General features: G+C 71.5%; 18 protein-coding genes. 8 read left to right on the forward strand and 10 right to left on the reverse strand.

Translation table 11 applies throughout. The annotated features are described in order from the left end of the window. Positions 1–10: 10 nt before the first annotated feature. From OH804_RS28710 to OH804_RS28720, 3 genes are all read right to left on the reverse strand, one after another. Positions 11–1,237, reverse strand: coding sequence for a sensor histidine kinase (locus tag OH804_RS28710; RefSeq protein ID WP_406060666.1), 1,227 nt, complete (start codon positions 1,235–1,237; stop codon positions 11–13). Positions 1,238–1,276: 39 nt separating this feature from the next. Continuing rightward, the gene (locus OH804_RS28715) at positions 1,277–2,848 is read right to left on the reverse strand and encodes a sugar transferase (RefSeq protein ID WP_196924698.1); all 1,572 of its coding nucleotides are present in this window, start codon (positions 2,846–2,848) and stop codon (positions 1,277–1,279) included. Between the two features lie 263 nt (positions 2,849–3,111). Continuing rightward, a complete protein-coding gene (locus OH804_RS28720) occupies positions 3,112–3,972 on the reverse strand; it encodes an Fpg/Nei family DNA glycosylase (RefSeq protein ID WP_406060668.1) in 861 nt (286 codons plus the stop codon). 24 nt (positions 3,973–3,996) lie between these two features. On the opposite strand from OH804_RS28720, the gene OH804_RS28725 reads away from it, so the two are divergent. Further along, complete coding sequence (locus OH804_RS28725; protein ID WP_406060670.1) at positions 3,997–5,265, forward strand: glycosyltransferase family 4 protein; 1,269 nt, start codon at positions 3,997–3,999, stop codon at positions 5,263–5,265. Between the two features lie 356 nt (positions 5,266–5,621). Here the strand turns inward: OH804_RS28725 and OH804_RS28730 are convergent, their stop codons facing one another. The 5 genes from OH804_RS28730 to OH804_RS28750 all read right to left on the reverse strand — a co-directional run bounded on the left by OH804_RS28730 (position 5,622) and on the right by OH804_RS28750 (position 9,400). Then, positions 5,622–6,344: a CDP-alcohol phosphatidyltransferase family protein gene (locus tag OH804_RS28730; RefSeq protein ID WP_406060672.1), complete on the reverse strand. Its 723-nt coding sequence runs from the start codon at positions 6,342–6,344 to the stop codon at positions 5,622–5,624. After that, a complete protein-coding gene (locus OH804_RS28735; protein ID WP_334500071.1) occupies positions 6,319–7,386 on the reverse strand; it encodes an iron-containing alcohol dehydrogenase family protein in 1,068 nt (355 codons plus the stop codon). The genes OH804_RS28730 and OH804_RS28735 overlap by 26 nt, the downstream gene beginning before the upstream one ends. Continuing rightward, positions 7,374–8,105: a sugar phosphate nucleotidyltransferase gene (locus OH804_RS28740; RefSeq protein WP_196920269.1), complete on the reverse strand. Its 732-nt coding sequence runs from the start codon at positions 8,103–8,105 to the stop codon at positions 7,374–7,376. Before OH804_RS28740 ends, OH804_RS28735 begins: the two co-directional genes overlap by 13 nt. Before the next feature lie 78 nt (positions 8,106–8,183). Further along, the gene (locus OH804_RS28745) at positions 8,184–8,951 is read right to left on the reverse strand and encodes a hypothetical protein (RefSeq protein ID WP_406060675.1); all 768 of its coding nucleotides are present in this window, start codon (positions 8,949–8,951) and stop codon (positions 8,184–8,186) included. Continuing rightward, a complete protein-coding gene (locus OH804_RS28750) occupies positions 8,948–9,400 on the reverse strand; it encodes an NUDIX hydrolase (RefSeq protein WP_406066711.1) in 453 nt (150 codons plus the stop codon). The genes OH804_RS28745 and OH804_RS28750 overlap by 4 nt, the downstream gene beginning before the upstream one ends. Positions 9,401–9,509: 109 nt before the next feature. On the opposite strand from OH804_RS28750, the gene OH804_RS28755 reads away from it, so the two are divergent. The 4 genes from OH804_RS28755 to corA all read left to right on the forward strand — a co-directional run bounded on the left by OH804_RS28755 (position 9,510) and on the right by corA (position 13,126). Continuing rightward, positions 9,510–9,902: a cyclic nucleotide-binding/CBS domain-containing protein gene (locus OH804_RS28755; protein ID WP_406060677.1), complete on the forward strand. Its 393-nt coding sequence runs from the start codon at positions 9,510–9,512 to the stop codon at positions 9,900–9,902. 83 nt (positions 9,903–9,985) lie between these two features. After that, positions 9,986–10,444: an ester cyclase gene (locus OH804_RS28760; protein WP_196920266.1), complete on the forward strand. Its 459-nt coding sequence runs from the start codon at positions 9,986–9,988 to the stop codon at positions 10,442–10,444. A gap of 106 nt (positions 10,445–10,550) precedes the next feature. After that, positions 10,551–11,645, forward strand: a complete 1,095-nt coding sequence (locus OH804_RS28765; protein ID WP_196920265.1) for a PLP-dependent aminotransferase family protein — start codon at positions 10,551–10,553, stop codon at positions 11,643–11,645. Positions 11,646–11,971: 326 nt separating this feature from the next. Then, the gene (gene corA, locus OH804_RS28770) at positions 11,972–13,126 is read left to right on the forward strand and encodes a magnesium/cobalt transporter CorA (RefSeq protein ID WP_406060679.1); all 1,155 of its coding nucleotides are present in this window, start codon (positions 11,972–11,974) and stop codon (positions 13,124–13,126) included. Between the two features lie 69 nt (positions 13,127–13,195). On the opposite strand, the gene OH804_RS28775 is transcribed toward corA, so the two are convergent. After that, positions 13,196–13,975 carry a hypothetical protein gene (locus tag OH804_RS28775; protein ID WP_406060681.1) on the reverse strand — a complete coding sequence of 260 codons (780 nt, stop codon included), beginning with the start codon at positions 13,973–13,975 and terminating at the stop codon, positions 13,196–13,198. Between the two features lie 84 nt (positions 13,976–14,059). On the opposite strand from OH804_RS28775, the gene OH804_RS28780 reads away from it, so the two are divergent. Both OH804_RS28780 and OH804_RS28785 read left to right on the forward strand, forming a co-directional pair. Next, a complete protein-coding gene (locus OH804_RS28780; RefSeq protein ID WP_196920262.1) occupies positions 14,060–14,590 on the forward strand; it encodes a peptidylprolyl isomerase in 531 nt (176 codons plus the stop codon). A 94-nt stretch (positions 14,591–14,684) separates the two neighbouring features. Continuing rightward, entirely contained in the window at positions 14,685–15,596 is a 912-nt protein-coding gene (locus OH804_RS28785) for a rhomboid family intramembrane serine protease (protein WP_196920261.1), read from the forward strand. On the opposite strand, the gene OH804_RS28790 is transcribed toward OH804_RS28785, so the two are convergent. Next, the gene (locus tag OH804_RS28790; protein WP_406060683.1) at positions 15,589–16,017 is read right to left on the reverse strand and encodes a PH domain-containing protein; all 429 of its coding nucleotides are present in this window, start codon (positions 16,015–16,017) and stop codon (positions 15,589–15,591) included. The genes OH804_RS28785 and OH804_RS28790 overlap by 8 nt on opposite strands. Before the next feature lie 196 nt (positions 16,018–16,213). On the opposite strand from OH804_RS28790, the gene OH804_RS28795 reads away from it, so the two are divergent. Continuing rightward, positions 16,214–17,386 carry a thiolase family protein gene (locus tag OH804_RS28795; RefSeq protein ID WP_406060685.1) on the forward strand — a complete coding sequence of 391 codons (1,173 nt, stop codon included), beginning with the start codon at positions 16,214–16,216 and terminating at the stop codon, positions 17,384–17,386. Positions 17,387–17,412: the final 26 nt, after the last annotated feature.

The following is a 17,412-nucleotide window of genomic DNA, read 5'->3' on the forward strand; positions in this document are numbered from 1 at the left end:
GTTCGCTCGCTCACGACCCTGCCCGTACGCCGGGATGGAACTTCGGGACCCGCATGCTCACCTTCGTGCCCGAGCCCAACCCGGTCTCCACGACCAGGCCGAACCGGTCCCCGAAGACCGACCGCAGCCGCTCGTCGACGTTGGAGAGGCCGACGTGCTGGCCCGTGTCGTCACCGGGGTCGCCGGCGCCGCGGGCCAGCTCGGCGATGCCGGCGGTCAGCGTGGTCGGATCCATTCCCACTCCGTCGTCCTCCACCGTGATGTGGCATTCGGCGCCCGCGTCCCGGGCCTCGATGCTCACCATGCCCGTGCCCGGCTTGCGGGACAACCCGTGGCGGACCGCGTTCTCCACCAACGGCTGGAGGCAGAGGAACGGCAGCGTCACCGGCAGCACCTCCGGAGCGATCTGCAGCCGCACCTGCAACCGGTCCCCGAACCGGGCCCGCTCGATGGTCAGGTAACGGTCGATCGACCGCAGCTCCTCGGCCAGGGTGGTGAACTCCCCGTGCGCCCGGAACGAGTACCTGGTGAACTCCGCGAACTCCAGGATCAGCTCCCGGGCCCGCTCCGGATCGGTGCGCACGAACGAGCCGATCGCGGTCAGCGCGTTGTAGATGAAGTGCGGGCTGATCTGCGCCCGCAACGCGCGGATCTCGGCGCGGGCCAGCCGCTCCCGCGACGAGTCCAACTCGGCCAGGGCGAGCTGGTTGCCGGCCCAGTGCGCCGTCTCCAGGGTGGCCTGCACCAACCCCGGCGGCGGTGGGCTGTCGGCGACCGCCACCAGCGCGCCCACCACCCGGCCGTCCGCCCCCAGCAACGGTGCGACCACCGCCCCCCGGATCGGGCAGTCGACCCGGTCGCAGTGCAGCTCCTGCTCACCCAGCACCGTCGAGCGGCCGGAGTCCACAGTCCGCTGGGCCGCCGCGAGCAGTTGCTCCCCGTGGTGCGTGCCGCGCCCGTCGAGGGCCAGCAGCCGGTCGGCGTCGGTGAGCGCCAGCCCGACCGCGCCCACCAGCGCCCGCAGATGGCGTACGGCCTTCGTCGCGCCCGCCTCGCTCAACCCCGCGCGCAGCGGCTCGGCGGCCAGGCCGGCGGTGTGCAGCACCTCGTAGGTGGCCCGCTGGGTGGCGGTGGCGATGCCACGGCGCGCCCGCAGCCGCAGCACCGCCAACAGGGCCGCGGTCAGCGCGGTGACGAGTGAGACGACGCCGACCACGGCGGAGAGGTTGGCAGCCACGCAGCGATCCTCGCCCCTGCGAGCCGGCGCGCCAACCTTCTAGTACGCGCCCTTGCGGGCGAGCACCACCCCGACAGTGCGCCACAGGATGCTCAGGTCGTACGCGAGCGACCAGTTGTCGACGTAGTAGAGGTCCAGTCGGACCGACTCGTCCCAGGACAGGTCGGAGCGGCCGGAGACCTGCCACAGGCCGGTCATGCCGGGGCGGACCAGCAGGCGGCGGCGTACGTCACCCAGGAAGTCACCGTCGTCGGCCGGCAGCGGGCGGGGCCCGACCAGCGACATCTCGCCCCAGAGCACGTTGATCAACTGCGGCAGTTCGTCCAGCGAGGTGGCCCGGAGGAAACGACCGACCGGGAAGACCCGGGGGTCCTCCTTCATCTTGAACAGCATGCCGTCGGTTTCGTTGCGGTCGACCAGGCTCGCCAACCGGTCCTCGGCGTTGACGTACATCGTCCGGAACTTCCACACCCGGAACGTGCGCCCCTCGTGCCCCACCCGGGGCTGGCGGAAGAAGACCGGCCCGGGATCGGAGATCCGGATCGCCACGGCGATGGCCAGGAAGAGCGGGACCAGCAGCAGCAGGCCGAGGCCGGCGGCGACCCGGTCCATCAGGTTCTTCGCCAGCAGCGCCGGCCCGGAGAGGGTCGGCTCCTCGACGTGCAGCAGCGGCAGACCCTCGATCGGCCGGATGTGCACCCGGGGCCCGGCGATGTCGGTCAACTGCGGGGCGACCACCAGGTCGACGCCGGAGCCCTCCAACTGCCAGGCCAGCCGACGCAGCTCGCCCGGCTCCGCGCTCGCCGACCCGCAGACCGCGATGGTGTCCCCACCGACCTCACGGACCAGGGCCAGGACGTCGCGTCCGGCGTACACCGGAACCGGAGTCGGCATGCCTCGGGCAGCCGCGTACCCATCGGTGATGTGGATGGCGACGGGCATCAGCCCGGCGGCCGGGCTGCGGGTGACCGCCGCGTAGACCTCCAGGCACTCCGGCAGGGTGCCGACCAGCACCATCCGGTGCGCGGCCTGGCCGGCCCGCCGCCGGATGTAGTGCAGCGCCCAGCGGGCCACGAAACGGCCCCACAGGATCAACAGCAGCGCGCCGAGCAGCGCCGTGCCGACCGTCCACCGGGACAGCGCGGTCTTGGTGGCGAACGCGAGGAACGAGACGCTCGCGGCGACCGTCACCGCGGCCCTGATGACCCGCTTGAACTCGTCCGGGCCGAGGCCCAGATAGCGCCGGTCGTAGGCCCGGTTGCTCCAGAGGATGACCACCCAGCCGAGCGGCAGCAGCAGGTAGGAGACGGTGTGGAACCAGGTCGGGTCCTGCTTGAGGTCGTTGAACCCGGAGGCGGCCTGGTCGAACAGCTGGATCGCGATCCAACTGGCGAACGCCGCCGCGCCGAAGTCGAGCAGCAGCAGGATCGCCGTGTACGGGCGGTGCCAGCGGGAGACACGACGTCGCGCTCGGGCCCAGGCCGACCGGGGTACGCCGTTGTGGGACGGCGGCGTCGGCGGCTGGATCTCGAAGCTGTCGACGTGCCGCACGAGTCTGCTCCGGCCTTCGTTGGTTACCGGGCGCTGGAGGCTTGCCGTCACCTCACCCATGTCCTCCCGCATGACACGGGCCGCTCACTCACCGTGAAGGCCCGGTCGCCCACCGTCCCAGTCTCCCACGCGGGCTCCGACCGGTCGCCGCCCCGAAGGAGATTGGCGACTGACGGTGCTGGCAGGATCTGGCCGGCTCCGCACCATTTCAGAAGCCGGGGACCGGGCCACTATACCGATGGATGCGCGCCTGACCAGAACGGCGGACCGGAGCTTCCACTCAGTGAGGGCGATTCCGCTCCGTAGTCGTGGAGTGGAATTACTCACCGTACGAGACGGGACAACCGACGGTCAGCGAGCGGCTTTCCGCCGGTCTGGCAGGTCGGGCAGTACTGGAGGCTGGAGTCGGCGAACGACACCTCGCGCACGGTGTCCCCGCACACCGGGCAGGGCAGCCCGGTGCGGGCGTGCACCTTCAGCCCGGAGCGCTTCTCACCCTTGAGCTCCGCGGCCCGCTGACCGAGGGACCGCTCGACCGCGTCGCCGAGGACCTGTCGGGTGGCGGCGTGCACTGTGGCGATCTGGTCGTCGGTGAGCCGATCGGTGATCGCGAACGGGGACAGCTTCGCGGCGTGCAGGATCTCGTCTGAGTACGCGTTGCCCACCCCGGACAGCACCGACTGGTCGGTCAGCACCCCCTTGACCTGCCCCCGCCGGCTCCGCAGCCGCTCGGCGAAGGTGGGCAGATCCGAGGCGAGCGCGTCCGGGCCCAGCTTGGCCACCCCGGGGACCTCCGCCAGGTCGGTGACCAGGTACGCGGCCAGCTTCTTCTGCGTGCCGGCCTCGGTGAGGTCGAAGCCGGAACCGTCGTCCAGGCGTATCCGGACAGCGATCGGGCCCTTGCCGGGACGCAGCGGGGTGGTGGAGGGGAACGCCTCCCGGTAGTGCAGCCAGCCCGCCCGCGCCAAATGCACCACCAGGTGCAGGCCACCCTCGAACAGGACATCGAGGAACTTGCCGTGCCGAGTGGCGTCGACCACCGCCCGGCCGGCGACCTCGGCCGGCGCCGGCTGGTACGTCTTCAGGGCGCTGATCGCGGCGATCTCCAGCCGATCGACGCGCCGCCCCACCGCGCGCTGACGCAGGTAACCCGCGAGCGCCTCAACCTCCGGTAGTTCGGGCACGACACAACGGTAGCCTTCTTTCCCGTGAGAATCGTGGTGGCACACAACCGGTACCGGGAAGCCCAGCCCTCCGGTGAGAACACGATCGTCGACTCGGAGATCGCTCAGCTCACCGCCGCTGGCGTCGAGGTGCTGCCCTTCATCCGCAGCTCGGACGAGATCCCCTCGATGTCGAAGTCGGCGAAGGCGCTACTGCCGATCTCGCCGATCTGGGCGCCGCGCGCCCAGCACGACCTGAGCCGGCTGCTCACCGAGCACCGACCGGACGTTCTGCACCTGCACAACCCGTACCCCCTGATCTCGCCCTGGGTGGTGCGGACAGCGCACCGGCACGGCGTGCCGGTGGTACAGACGGTGCACAACTACCGGCAGGTCTGCTCGTCGGGGATCTACTTCCGCGACGGGGTGATCTGTCAGGACTGCAAGGGCCGAGCGTTGGGTGTGCCGGCGATCAAGCACCGCTGCTACCGCGACTCGGCGGTGCAGAGCGCGCTGATGGCGACCACCCTGGCCGTGCACCGCGGCACCTGGCGCTCCGTGGATCGGTACATCGCGCTCACCACGGCGATCGCCGACCACCTCAGCGACTACGGCATTCCGGACGAACGCATCGTGGTGAAGCCGAACTCCGTACCCGACCCGGGCCGGCCGGCGCCGCTCGGTGACGGGTTCCTCTACATGGCCCGGCTCTCCCCCGAGAAGGGCGTCGACCTGCTGCTGGACGCCTGGCGCCGGCACCCGGTGGGTGCGTTGGGCACGCTGCGGGTGGCCGGCGACGGCGAGCTGCGCCACCTCGTGAAGGCAGCCGCCGCCGAGCGACCCGACGTGGTCTACCTCGGCCAGCTCGACCGGGCCGGTGTGCAGGCAGCGGTCGAGGCGAGCGCTGTGGTGATCGTCGCCGCGATGTGGCACGACGTGCTGCCCACCGTGATCATCGAGGCGTTGGCGAACGGCCGGCCGGTGCTCGGTACGGCGTTGGGCGGCATTCCGTACCTGGTCGGGGCCGACGCCCCGCACGAGCCCGCCGGCACCGGGCCCGCCGAGAACGCCTCCGCGGTGGCCGGGGGCGGCGGGTCACCCATGCCCGCGGGGATCGCTCTGGGCGAGGCCGGTTGGGTGGTCGCCCCGGAGCCCGCCGCGCTCGCGGCAGCACTGCCGGTCGCCCGCGCCGGTGCGTCCGGGCTGACAGTGGCCGCCCGCGCCCGCTACGAGCGCATCTTCCACCCCGACGTGGTCACCAAGCAGCTCATCGACATCTACGCAGGCCTGGCCCGAACCCCCAACCACGTCTGAACCCCGCACCGCCCGCCCCACCTCGCCTTGGCCGGGACGGCTCGGCCCCGCCCTGCCCTGCATGATCGCGCTCGATCCAGGATGTAGTCCCCTCCGGCTGCTCCGAGGCCACTACATCCTGGATCGAGTGCGATCTTGTCGGCGGACGCCGCCACGCCGCCACGCCGCCACGCCGCCGCCCCTCCGCGCGGCGCTGCGGATGGGCCAGGCGGATCTGCCCGCAAGATCCGCGCAACATCAGGGATGTTGGGGTCTCCCGCCGGTCGGAGGCAGCAACTTCGGGGAAGTTGGATGGATCTTGCGGGCGGGCGGCGGGCAGGTGAGGATCTTGCGGACGGGCGACGCGCGGGTGAGGGTCAGCGCAGGGAGGCGCGGGCGGAGAAGGCGATGCTCGCCAGCAGGAAGCCACCGTTGACGATGGTGAAGGCGACCATCACCCAGAGGACCAGCGCGGGGGCCAGGGCGAGCACCACGGCGGCCACGAACACCACAGCGCCGTAGTCGCGGACCAGCTTCACCAGGCGCACCGGCAGCGAGGTCGAGGTGACCATGCTGGCCGCGTTCGGGCCGGCCTGCATCACCGACGTCACCAGGTTGACCATCCAGGTGCCCGCGAAGGTCGCCACGAGCCAGGTCGGCGTGGCCGGCTCCTGGGCCACGGCGGTGGCGGCCAGGGCGGCCACCAGGGCGATCTGCGCGGCCACGTCGCAGAGCACGTCGACGCGGGCGCCGGCAGCGCTGCCCTGGCCGGTCACCCGGGCCAGCTGCCCGTCGGCGCAGTCCAGGGAGTACGCCACCTGCCAGCCGATGAGGGCGAGCAGGCCGACCACCCAGGCAGGTACGTCCCCGGCGGCGACCGGGCCGGCGAGCGCCACAACGGTGACCGAGGTGGCCAGCCCGAGCACCAGGTTGGTGATGGTCAACGCGGTCGGTCGCAGCCCGAGCCGCTGGGCGACGAGCGCGAAGACGGCCCCCAGCCACTGGCTGATCGACTCGCTGAACAGGCCGCCGCCCCGGTTCACCCGGTGGAAGTCGGCGACGGTGGGACGGGGGTCAGCCAAGCTGGTCGCGGATTGCACCGGCGTAGTCTGCCAGCCGCTCCCGGGTCTCGGTAGGCGACAGTGCCAGGTGTTCGAGGATGGTGTACCGGTCCGGCCGGGTACGCGGCGCGAACTGCACCGCCTCGATGAACTGGTCGTCGGTGAGCGCCACCTCGGCGGGGAGCCGGGGCAGACCGTGCCGGGCCAGGCAGGCCGACATCTCCCCGAAGCGGCGGAGGTCTCCGCGCAGCCAGGTGCAGAACAGCGCGCCCAGCCCGGCCAGCTCACCGTGTGAGGCGGTGCCGGGGAAGAGCGCGTCGACCGCGTGCATGATCTCGTGGCAGCCGCCGCTGCACGGACGGCTGGTGCCGTCGACAGCCATCGCGAGGCCGCTGGAGATCAACGCCTCGGCGAGGACGATCACGAAGGCGTCGTCGCTCATGTCGCCGGGGTGGTTGAGCACCGCCTCGGCGCCCGCCCGCGAGAGCGAGGCGGCCAGCCCGTCGACCGGCTCACCGCGTACCTGCCGGGACAGCTCCCAGTCGGCCAGCGCGCTGATGTTGCTGATCACGTCGCCGATGCCGGCCCGGTTGTGCCGGTCCGGGCCGCTCTCCACGAAGTCCAGGTCGACGATCACCCCGATCGGGATGTGTACGCCGTAGGAGCCCTTGATCCCGTCGGTGATCAGGCTGGCCACCGGGGAGGCGATCCCGTCGTTGGCGAGGCTGGTCGCCACCGACACCATCGGCAGCCCTCGGCGGGTCGCCGCGTACTTGGCCACGTCGATGGTCTTGCCGCCGCCGATGCCGACCACCGCGTCGTACGACCGGGCGCGGAGTTTGCCGCCCAGGTCGTCGGCGGCGTCCAGCGTCCCGCCGGAGACGGTGAAGACGTCCGCGGAGCGCAGCGACGGTCGGATCAGCTCCGCGATCTGGGCGCCCTGACCCGGGCCGACCACCACCGCGACGTCACCCCCGGAGGAGATCCGCCCGTCGGCCAGGATCGCCCCCAGGTCGGCGACCGCCCCGCGTCGCACGTCGATGTGCAGCGGGGTGAGGACGCTCCGAGCTAGTAGAGGCACGCGATCTCCCGCGCCCGGGCCAGGTCGGCGTGGTTGTCGACCTCGACCCAGGGGACGTCACCGATCGGCGCCGCCCGCACCTCCCCGCCCCGGTCGGAGAACTCCTGGTAGCCGTCCTCGTAGTAGAGGTTCGGGTCCCGTTGCCAGGTCGCCTCCAGCGCGTCGGCGAGGGCGTCGGCGACCTGCGGCTCGATCAGGGTGGCGCCGATGTACTCCCCGTACGCCTCGCCCGGGTCCATGATCTTGGTGATCCGGGTGAGCTGGCCGGCAGCGTCGAAGGTGGTCTTCATTTCCTCCTCGGCCAGCGGCTTGAGGGTGTCCACGGCGAGCAGGATGCCCGGGCCACGCTCGGCGAGCAGGGTCTTCTCCACGCTCACCGGGTGCACGGTGTCCCCGTTGACCAGCAGCACCCCGCGTGCGAAGTACTCCCGGGCGAGCCAGAGCGAGTAGGCGTTGTTCCACTCCTCGGCCTTGTCGTTGTGCACCAGGGTGAGCGTGACCCCGTACCGCTTCTCCAGGTCTGCCTGCCGCTCGCGGACCGCGTCCGCCGCGTAGCCGACGACGATCACGATGTCGGTGAGCCCGACCTCGGCGAGGTTGCCCAGCGCGATGTCCAGGATCGTCGTCTCGCCGTCCACCGGCACCAACGCCTTGGGCAGGGTGTCGGTGTACGGGCGCAGCCGTCGTCCCGCTCCGGCCGCGAGCACCATTCCGATCATCGCGACATCCTCCCTAGTCCTGCTCCCGTCACCGCTGGAGGATAGCGCCGGCTTGGTGCGCCGCTCCGGCCAACCGGGTCAGCCGGGCAGGGCCGCCAGGTCGGCAAGCATGGTCAGGCGCTCCTCGGCGCTGAGCACGGCGTACGGTTCGGCGGCCCGCCGGTCGGTCTCCAACTCGATGGCGAGCCGTTCGGGACCGCTCGGCAGGGCGGCGATGCTCGACGCGGTGTGCCCGGCGGCAGTCCAGGCGGCGGCGTGCGCGTCGGCCCGGTGGTGGCGCAGCGTGCCGAGCCGGTTGAGCAGCAGCACGCCCGATGGGGTGCCGTCCGGTTCGTACGGGGGCGCCAGCGCGGCGAAGGCCGAGCCGCCCCGGTCCTCCTCCTCGTCGGCCAACACGAGGGCGTACGACAGCAGTCGGCCGAGCAGGGCGACCAGCCGGGCCACCCGGTCGTCGTGCCCGGCCCACAGTTCCTCGGTGACCTCGGCGTGCACCTGGTACAGCTCGGCGAGGAAGGCGCCGCCCCGCTCGGTGGCGGAGAGGGCGCCGTCCGGGCCGCGGTAGATCATCCCATGCGCCACCTGCTTGTCCACTGTCCGCCGGCAGACGACCGGGTCCTGGTAGCGGGTGATCGCCGCGAACCCGGGCCCGTCGACAGTGCCACCGGGTGCGGCCAGCCGGGTGCGCAGGTCGACCAGGAAGCCGGTGGCCGTCACTCCGCCGTAACGCTGGGACAGTTCGGCGCCACCGCCGTCCCGGCCGGCCAGCATGCCGGCGCGGAAGGTCCGGTCCACGGCCGGCGCGAGCAGCCCGGCGATCCGGTGCGGCGCCAGTTCGACGGTGTTCACAGACCGATCGACCGCAGGACGGCGAAGCCCTCCTCCGCGATCCGTCGGATCAGCCCGTCGTTGACGTCGCGGTGCTCGTCGAGCACTGTCACGTCGTGCTCCGCCAGCCAGCGGTACTCGGTGTGCTTGCCGGCCTCCAGGGTGGGGCGGTCGAGGTCACCGTCGACGCGGACCAGGAAGTCGTACTCGGTCCGGGCCAGGCCGTCGTCGCCGACGTAGCTGTACTCGCCCACCTGGCCCAGGACGTGGGAGAGGACCCAGCCGGTCTCCTCGGTGATCTCCCGGCGTAGCGCCTCGTCGATGTCCTCGCCGGGCTCCAGGTGGCCGCCCACGATGTCCCAGCAGTTGGGAAACAGGCGTCGGTGTGGTGAGCGGCGCTGAAAGAAGATGCGGCCGTCATGGTCGACGATCAGCGCGCCGGCGCAGCGCAGGGGCTCGGTGGACACCATCCGACAGTAGCCAGCGGCCGCAGCTTGTGCGATGCCGCTCTTGTCCTGGAAACATCCACCGACCACCATGTCCGTACCGAATGCCACCGTCCCAAAGGGGTGATGTGTGATGCAGGTACGGGATGCGATGTCCAGCCAGGTCCTCGTCGTCGGTCCGGAGCACACGCTCCGCCAGGCGGCCCGGATGATGTCGGCCCGCGGTATCGGGTCGGCGGTCGTGATCGACCCGGATTCCGAGGGCGTGGGGATCATGACCGAACGCGACGTGTTGAAGGCCATCGGCGCTGGCCTGGACTGCGACGTGGAGCGCACCGGCGCTCACCTGACCTGGGACGTGGTCTACGCCGGGCCGGAGTGGACGGTGGCCGAGGCCGCAGCCGCGATGGCCCGGGGCGGGTTCCGGCACCTGGTGGTGCTCGACGGCCGGGAGGTGGCCGGCGTGATCTCCGTCCGGGACATCATGCGGGTCTGGTCGGAGAGCCAGGCGGTCGCCACGACCTGACCGGGGGTGGTGTACCGGGCCGGATCGATGGGTAGGCATCCCTTGCGGGAGCGGAGATGCCGTGGCCCGTTGGGGAGGTCCCGATGCGCGACGCGGAGCGGCTGGTCGAGATGCAGTACGCCATGCTCCTGCGTCGGGACGTGGCCCGGCTGCCGGATCTCTACGCCCCGGAGGCGTTCTACGCCATGCCGGGCGTGACGGTCCGGCCGATCGAGCTGCCCGCGCTGCTGCGCACCTGGACCGGCGCCTTCGGAGACCTGCGGGTCGACCCGATGGGCGCGGTCCGCACGGGTGGTGGCGCCGCAGTCGAGCTGCGGCTGACCGGCACCCACACCGGCACCCTGCATTCGCCGTACGGCACAGTGGCGCCAACCGGCCGCCTGGTGAGCTGGGAGGTGGCCGACGTGGTCCGGGCCCGCAAGGGCCGGATCACCGCCTGGCGTTCCTACTTCGACTGGAGCCAGCTCCTCGACGCGCTCGGCGTGCAGCTGGAGGGACTTTCCCGGGCCGCGCAGCACGACGCGCTCGCCCTTCCGGTCTGATCTGCCGCCGACCGGTGGAGTGCTGTCACCCGACCCGGTGGCTCAGGATGCGGACATCGCCGTGCCGACCGCGCGTTCCCCACCGCCGCCCGTACGCTCAACATCCATGACCGCCGAGCAGTTGATCTCCTTTGCCCGTGGGGCTCCCTCGCTGGACATCGTCGATGTCGAGGGGCTCAAGGCCGCCGCCGTCCGCGCCTTCGACGCCGACCCCGCGGGGGTGACGGCGTACGGCACCTCCGTCGGGTACCTTCCGCTGCGAAAGTGGATCGCCGAGAAGCACGGGGTCGAGGCCGACCAGGTGCTGGTCACCAACGGGTCGCTCCAGGCCGACGCGTTCCTCTTCGACCACCTGGTCCGCCCCGGCGACGCGGTGGTGGTGGAACGCCCGACGTACGACCGGACGCTGCTCAACCTCCAGCGGATGGGCAGCGAGCTGCACGGCGTCGCGGTCCAGCCGGATGGCCTGGACACTGCCGAGCTGCGCAAGCTGCTGGAGTCCGGGGTCCGACCCCGGCTCGCGCACGTCATTCCGAACTACCAGAACCCGGCCGGCATGACGCTCTCCCTGGAGAAGCGCCGGGAGCTGCTCGACCTGGCCGCCGAGTACGAGTTCACGATCTTCGAAGACGACCCGTACGCGGATGTCCGCTTCCGCGGCGAGGCGCTGCCGTCGATGCTCTCGCTGGACACCCGCAACGTGGTGGTGCACGCGTCGAGCTTCACCAAGACGGTCTGCCCGGGTGTGCGGGTCGGTTACCTGGTCGGCCCGGCGGACCTGATCGCCTCCATCGCGAAGAACGCGACGAGTCTCTACATCTCCCCGGGGATGGTGTCCCAGGCGATCGTGCACCAGTTCTGCGTCTCCGGTGACATCGACCGCTCGATCGAGACGGTCCGGGCGGCGCTGGGTGAGCGGTCGCAGGTGCTCGCCGAGTCGTTGCGCCGGCACCTGCCGCAGGCGCGGTTCGTGGAGCCCGACGGTGGTTACTTCCTCTGGGTGGAGTTCCCCGAGGACGTGCTCGTCGACCGGCTCGCCCCGGCGGCGGCCGAACGCGGGGTCGCCGTGGTCAAGGGCAGCGACTTCATGCTGGACGGCGGGCGGCACGCGCTCCGACTGGCTTTCTCGGCGGTGACCGCCGACAAGATCGACGAGGGTGTCCGGCGGCTCGCGGAGGCCGTCGAGGCCGTCCGCAGCTGATTTAACTGTCGGGTTCCTGACAGAACGACGATGCCGGCCGTCCCGGGGCTCCCCTCCGGGCGGCCGGCTGGCCCACAATGCTGCGAGCGTCACCCCGTCGGCTGCGGAGTTCACCGCCCGGCCTCCGGGCCGGCCCCGCCCGGGTTGACGCGGCAGCACAACCTCCCGCCCCCACAGGTGCCGGGTGGGCCGTGTCGTTCCCCGCACACCCCCCGATGCGGCCCGGCCCGCCCGGCGCCGCCCTCCCCACGCGACCGCCGTCACACCGGTCCTCGACCGCAGTCGGCGTAGCCTGCAAGCCGCAGCTGAGCGCGGGAGGTGACGCGATGACGGATCGGACAGAGCGGGACCGGACGGCACCGTCGACCACCGGTCGGGTGTTGCGACCTCGGGCGTGGCCCTCCCCGGTCCGGGCGATGACCCGGATCCTCAACGCCGACGGCTCGCCGCCCGTCCCGGCCCCGGCGGGCACGGGCACCGGCCGCAGCGCGGTGGTCGACTGCGCGCTCTACGTCGACGGCAAGCGGCAGCCCGGCGACTGGACGTACGCGGAGGCGCTGGCCGCCGCCCGCCGCGAGGAGCACGGCTTCGTCTGGATCGGCCTGCACCAGCCGGAGCTGGCCGAGATGACCGCCATCGCGGAGACGTACGGCCTGCACGAGCTGGCTGTCGAGGACGCGGTCAAGGCCGAGCAGCGCCCCAAGCTGGAGCGGTTCGGCGACGTCGTCTTCCTGGTGCTGCGCACCGCCCGTTACTGCGAGCACACCGAGCTGACCGAGAACTCCGAGGTGGTGGAGACCGGGCAGGTGATGCTCTTCATCGGCCCGAACTTCGTGATCAGCGTCCGGCACGGGGACGCCTGCCGGCTCGCCCCGATCCGCGCCGACCTGGAGACCAAGCAGGAGTTGCTGCTGCACGGCCCGTGGGCGGTGGCGTACGGGGTGACCGACCGGGTGGTCGACCTCTATCTGGAGGTGGCCGAGCAGATCGAGGACGACCTGGACGTGCTAGAGGCGGAGGTCTTCGACAGGCACGGCCACGGGCGGATCCAGCGGATCTACCAGATGAAGCGGGAGCTGGTGGAGTTCAAGCGGGCGGTGGTGCCGTTGCAACGGCCGCTGATGACGCTGACCTCCCAGGTCAACCGGGACGTGCCCAAGGAGATCCGCAAGTACTTCCGGGACGTGCAGGACCACCTGAGCCGCACCGTGGAGCAGGTGAACTCCTACGACGACCTGCTGAACTCGATCCTCCAGGCGCGGCTGGCCCAGGTCACCGTGGACCAGAACAACGACATGCGCAAGATCGCCGCGTGGGCGGCCATCGCCGCGGTCTGGACCTCCATCGCCGGCGTCGAGGGCATGAACTTCGACAACATGCCCGAGCTGAAGATGACGTACGGCTATCCGGTGGTGCTGGCCCTGATGCTCGGCGTCTCGCTGGCCCTCTACCGCTGGTTCCGCCGCAACGGCTGGCTCTGACCGCTCACGCGGAAGCGCCGACGAGCGGGGTCAACCCACTCGTCGGCGCCCGATGCGCTGCTGCTGACCTCAGCGGCGGCCGTTGGTGCGGGCCGTGTCCTTGCCCAGCGCCTTGGTGAGGTCGTCGGTCGGCCGGCCGGAGACGTCGGTGGCACCCTCGGCGACCGACGGGACCTTGTCGGTCGGGCGGGCACCGGTCTGCTTGGCCGGGGCGGTGGTGCTGGCGCTGGAGCCGCCGGCCACCGCCGAGCTGCCCGCGCCGGTCATCCCCGCCGCGCCGGACATGGCGGAACCGTCGGAGCCCCGGGCGGCGGACGGCGTACGCACCTCGATCGAGTCGACCTCGTCGCGCATCGGCTCCAGGGTGCTGCGGGTCGGGTCGTACTCGGCCCATTCCTGCTGCTCCCGGCGGCGACGCAGCGCGACAGCGCCGGCCAGGCCGGCGATGGCACCCGCCGCCAACAGGCCGGTCATCATCGAGCCGCGACGACGCGGCTGCTTCTTCTTACCGGTGATCCGCATGGTCTTCGACTTGGCCTTCCTGGTCAGCGGCCCTGCCTGCGCGGCGCCATCACGAGCAGCCGCCGCCAGTGGTGCCAGCGTGGTGAGAGTCGTCCCCCAGCCGGTCGACGCGCGGTCGCGTACCTTCGCGGCGGTCGGTCCGACGTAGCCCCGGGCCACCTGGACCCGCGGGCCGACGGTGGCGCCGGCGCCCTTCGCGGCGTGGTTGGCTGCCAGCATCAGGTGGCTGATGCTCTGGTTCAGCTCGGCCTTGGCCAGCTGCCCCTGGGACTTACGCCGCCCGAATCCAAACACGGTCCTACCTCCTGGGAGTTGTTCCTTCGTCATCCTCCACCTTCGGATGCCTCCGCGATGCCAGATCGGGCACATGGGAGGATCCGCATGGAACTGACCAACGAGTGAGGAGTACCCGTGGCCGAGGCTGTCTACGCCACCCTGCACACCAACGCTGGCCCAATCCGGCTGGAGCTCTTCCCGAACCACGCGCCGAAGACCGTCCGCAACTTCGTCGACCTGGCCGAGGGCAACCGTGAGTACACCGACCCGCGCACCGGTCAGCCGGGCAGTGGTCCGTACTACGACGGCACCATCTCGCACCGCGTGATCAGCGGTTTCATGGTCCAGATGGGCGACCCGACGGGCACCGGTCGGGGCGGACCGGGCTACAAGTTCGCCGACGAGTTCCACCCGGAGCTGCGGTTCGACCGTCCGTACCTGCTGGCGATGGCGAACGCCGGACCGGGCACCAACGGTTCGCAGTTCTTCATCACCGTGTCCCCGACGCCGCACCTCAACAACCGGCACACCATCTTCGGCCAGGTCGCCGACGAGGAGTCGGTGAAGGTCGTGGACTCGATCGCGAACACCCCGACCGGTCCGAGCGACCGTCCGCTCCAGGACGTCGTCATCGAGCGGGTCGAGATCGAGCGGTCCGGTTCCTGAGCGACCGGCGAGGTACCTTTGCTCGCATGATTGAGCGCTCCGGAGCACGGCCGGTGCCGGTGGACCGCGCGGTGGTGGCGGGAGGGTCGGCCCGGTGAGCGAGTCTCCGCCGACCACCCCGGTCTGCTACCGGCACCCCGGCCGGGAGACCTACGTCCGGTGCACCCGCTGCGACCGGCCGATCTGCCCGGACTGCATGCGGGAGGCCTCGGTCGGGCACCAGTGCCCGGAGTGCGTCAACGAGGGACGTCGCAGTGTCCGGCCGGCGCGTACCGCCTTCGGCGGCGGTACGGCCGGCCGGCACGGCTATGTCACCAAGGCACTGATCGCCGTGAACGTGCTGTTCCTGCTGCTCTCCATCGCCTCCGCCCGGGGCGGGGACGCGGCGGTCGGCGGCGCCGGCTTCGGCGGTCTGATGGGCGGCAGCACGCCGCTGACCGAGTGGGGCGCGGTGCTCGGCCGGGCCTACCTCTCCGACTACACGCTCGGCGGGATCGCCGAGGGCCAGTGGTACCGCCTGGTCACGGCGATGTTCCTGCACTACGGCGTGCTCCACCTGCTGCTCAACATGTGGGCGCTGTGGGTGCTCGGCCGGTCGCTGGAGGCCAACCTCGGGCGCGTGCGGTTCGCCGCGCTCTACCTGATCGCGGGCCTCGGCGGCAACGTGGCGGCGTACCTGTTCAGCAGCCCGCGGGCGGCCACCGTCGGTGCGTCGACCGCCGTGTTCGGTCTCTTCGCCGCGCTGATCATCATCGAGCGCAGGTTGGGCCGGGACATCTCCCGGATCATCCCGATCCTGGTGATCAACCTGGTGTTCACGCTGGCCGTGCCGGGCATCTCGATCCCCGGGCACCTGGGTGGGCTGGTGGTCGGCGCGCTGATGGCGTTGGTGCTCGCGTACGCGCCGCGGAGTCGGCGGACGCTGGTGCAGGTCGCCGGTGGGGCGATCATCCTGCTGGTCCTGCTCGTGCTCGTCCTCTTCCGGACCGCCCAACTGCTCACCTGACCGGGCGGGCGCTCCGCAGCTCGGCGGCTACCTCTTCCGGGGTGGTGCCCAGGTCGTAGCGGCTGAAGAGGTGCAGTGACTCGCCCGCGTCGATCTCCAGGACCTCGGACGTCAGCCCCAGTCGCGGTCGACGGTCCACGGTGATCGCCTCGATCGCCGACCAGGGCAGCAGCCGGCGACCGGCGAACCCGCGGATGACGGTGAGTCCTGCCGGGTCCACCGCCAGTCGGACCGGTGCGATCAGGTCGCGTACCGCCCAGCCGGCCAGGACGGCGGCGGCCAGAATGGCCAGCACCAGCCGGACCGCGTCGCCGTCGGCGAAGAGCAACCCGAGCGCGATCAGCAGAACCGCACCGGCGAGTTTCGCCGCCGGCAGGCTCGCCTGCACTCGCCACTGCCGGGCCGGGGAGATCTCATCCACCCACCCAGCATGCCAGCGGTCCGTCGGATCGAAGCCTCGCGCGGGTCGATCATGGAGTTGTGCTGCCCCACATATGGTGCGAAGTGGAAACTTCTGCCCACCACAACTCCTTGATCGACGCGGGAGAGTCCGGGGGCGGTGCCGTGGGCGCTGGTCGGCGTAGGATCGGGACAGCCCAAGTTACCGGGGAGTAAACATGAGTGACGCGGTCATCGTCGGCGCGGTACGTACCCCGGTCGGGCGGCGCAAGGGCAGCCTCGCCAGCGTCCACCCGGTCGACCTCTCGGCGCACGTGCTGCGCGCCCTCGCCGAGCGCACCGGGCTCGACCCGGCCCAGGTCGACGACGTCTTCTGGGGCTGTGTGTCCCAGGTCGGCGAACAGTCGTGGAACATCGCCCGCAACGGCGTGCTCGCCGCCGGCTGGCCCGAGACGGTGCCCGGCACCACACTGGATCGCCAGTGCGGCTCCAGCCAGCAGGCCCTGCACTTCGCCGCAGCGACGGTGCTCTCCGGCCAGGCGGACCTGGTGGTCGCCGGCGGCGTCGAGTCGATGACCCGGGTGCCGATGGGCTCCAGCGTGGCTGGCGGCATGCCGTTCAGTGACCAGCTGCGCGCCCGCTACCGGGGCGTCGAGGGCTTCGCCGACGACGCGCCGCTGCCGTTCAACCAGGGGGTCGGGGCCGAGCTGATCGCCCAGCGGTGGCGCCTCTCGCGTACCCAGCTGGACGAGTTCGCGCTGGCCAGCCACGAGAAGGCAGCCGCCGCACAGGACGCCGGCGCGTTCGACAGGGAGCTGACTCCGGTGCCGCTCGCCGACGGTGGCAAGTTTGCCGCCGACGAGGGCATCCGCCGGGAGACCTCCCTGGAGAAGCTGGGCGAGCTGGCCACCCCGTTCCGCGCCGACGGCGTGGTGACCGCCGGCTCCGCGTCGCAGATCTCCGACGGCGCCGCCGCCCTCGCGGTGACCACCTCCGACTGGGCCAGCCGGCACGGCCTGCGCCCGCTGGCCCGGATCCACACCGCTGTGGTCGCCGCCGACGACCCGGTCACCATGCTCACCGCGCCCATCCCGGCCACCGCGAAGGCGCTGCGCCGCGCGGGGCTGGGCATCGAGGAGATCGGGGTGTACGAGGTGAACGAGGCGTTCGCCCCGGTGCCGCTGGCCTGGCTGGCGGAGACCGAGGCGGACCCGGAGCGGCTCAACCCGCGTGGTGGGGCGATCGCCCTCGGTCACCCGCTCGGCGGCTCCGGTGCCCGGATCATGACCACGATGCTCCAGCACATGCGGGACAACGGCATCCGCTACGGCCTGCAGACCATGTGCGAGGGCGGTGGCATGGCCAACGCCACAATCGTCGAGCTGGTCTGACACTGGCGGGAAAACGCCTCGCCTCG

The organism is Micromonospora sp. NBC_00860 (genome assembly GCF_045207375.1).
In the GTDB taxonomy this organism is placed as follows: Bacteria; Actinomycetota; Actinomycetes; order Mycobacteriales; family Micromonosporaceae; genus Micromonospora; species Micromonospora vinacea.

Bases quoted from the DNA above. Each gene is read 5' to 3' on its own strand.
- OH804_RS28715 (WP_196924698.1), bottom strand. From the start codon at position 2,848: ATGGGTGAGGTGACGGCAAGCCTCCAGCGCCCGGTAACCAACGAAGGC.
- OH804_RS28740 (WP_196920269.1), bottom strand. From the start codon at position 8,105: ATGATCGGAATGGTGCTCGCGGCCGGAGCGGGACGACGGCTGCGCCCG.
- OH804_RS28750 (WP_406066711.1), bottom strand. From the start codon at position 9,400: ATGGTGTCCACCGAGCCCCTGCGCTGCGCCGGCGCGCTGATCGTCGAC.
- OH804_RS28755 (WP_406060677.1), top strand. From the start codon at position 9,510: ATGCAGGTACGGGATGCGATGTCCAGCCAGGTCCTCGTCGTCGGTCCG.
- OH804_RS28760 (WP_196920266.1), top strand. From the start codon at position 9,986: ATGCGCGACGCGGAGCGGCTGGTCGAGATGCAGTACGCCATGCTCCTG.
- OH804_RS28765 (WP_196920265.1), top strand. From the start codon at position 10,551: ATGACCGCCGAGCAGTTGATCTCCTTTGCCCGTGGGGCTCCCTCGCTG.
- corA (WP_406060679.1), top strand. From the start codon at position 11,972: ATGACGGATCGGACAGAGCGGGACCGGACGGCACCGTCGACCACCGGT.
- OH804_RS28775 (WP_406060681.1), bottom strand. From the start codon at position 13,975: ATGACGAAGGAACAACTCCCAGGAGGTAGGACCGTGTTTGGATTCGGG.
- OH804_RS28795 (WP_406060685.1), top strand. From the start codon at position 16,214: ATGAGTGACGCGGTCATCGTCGGCGCGGTACGTACCCCGGTCGGGCGG.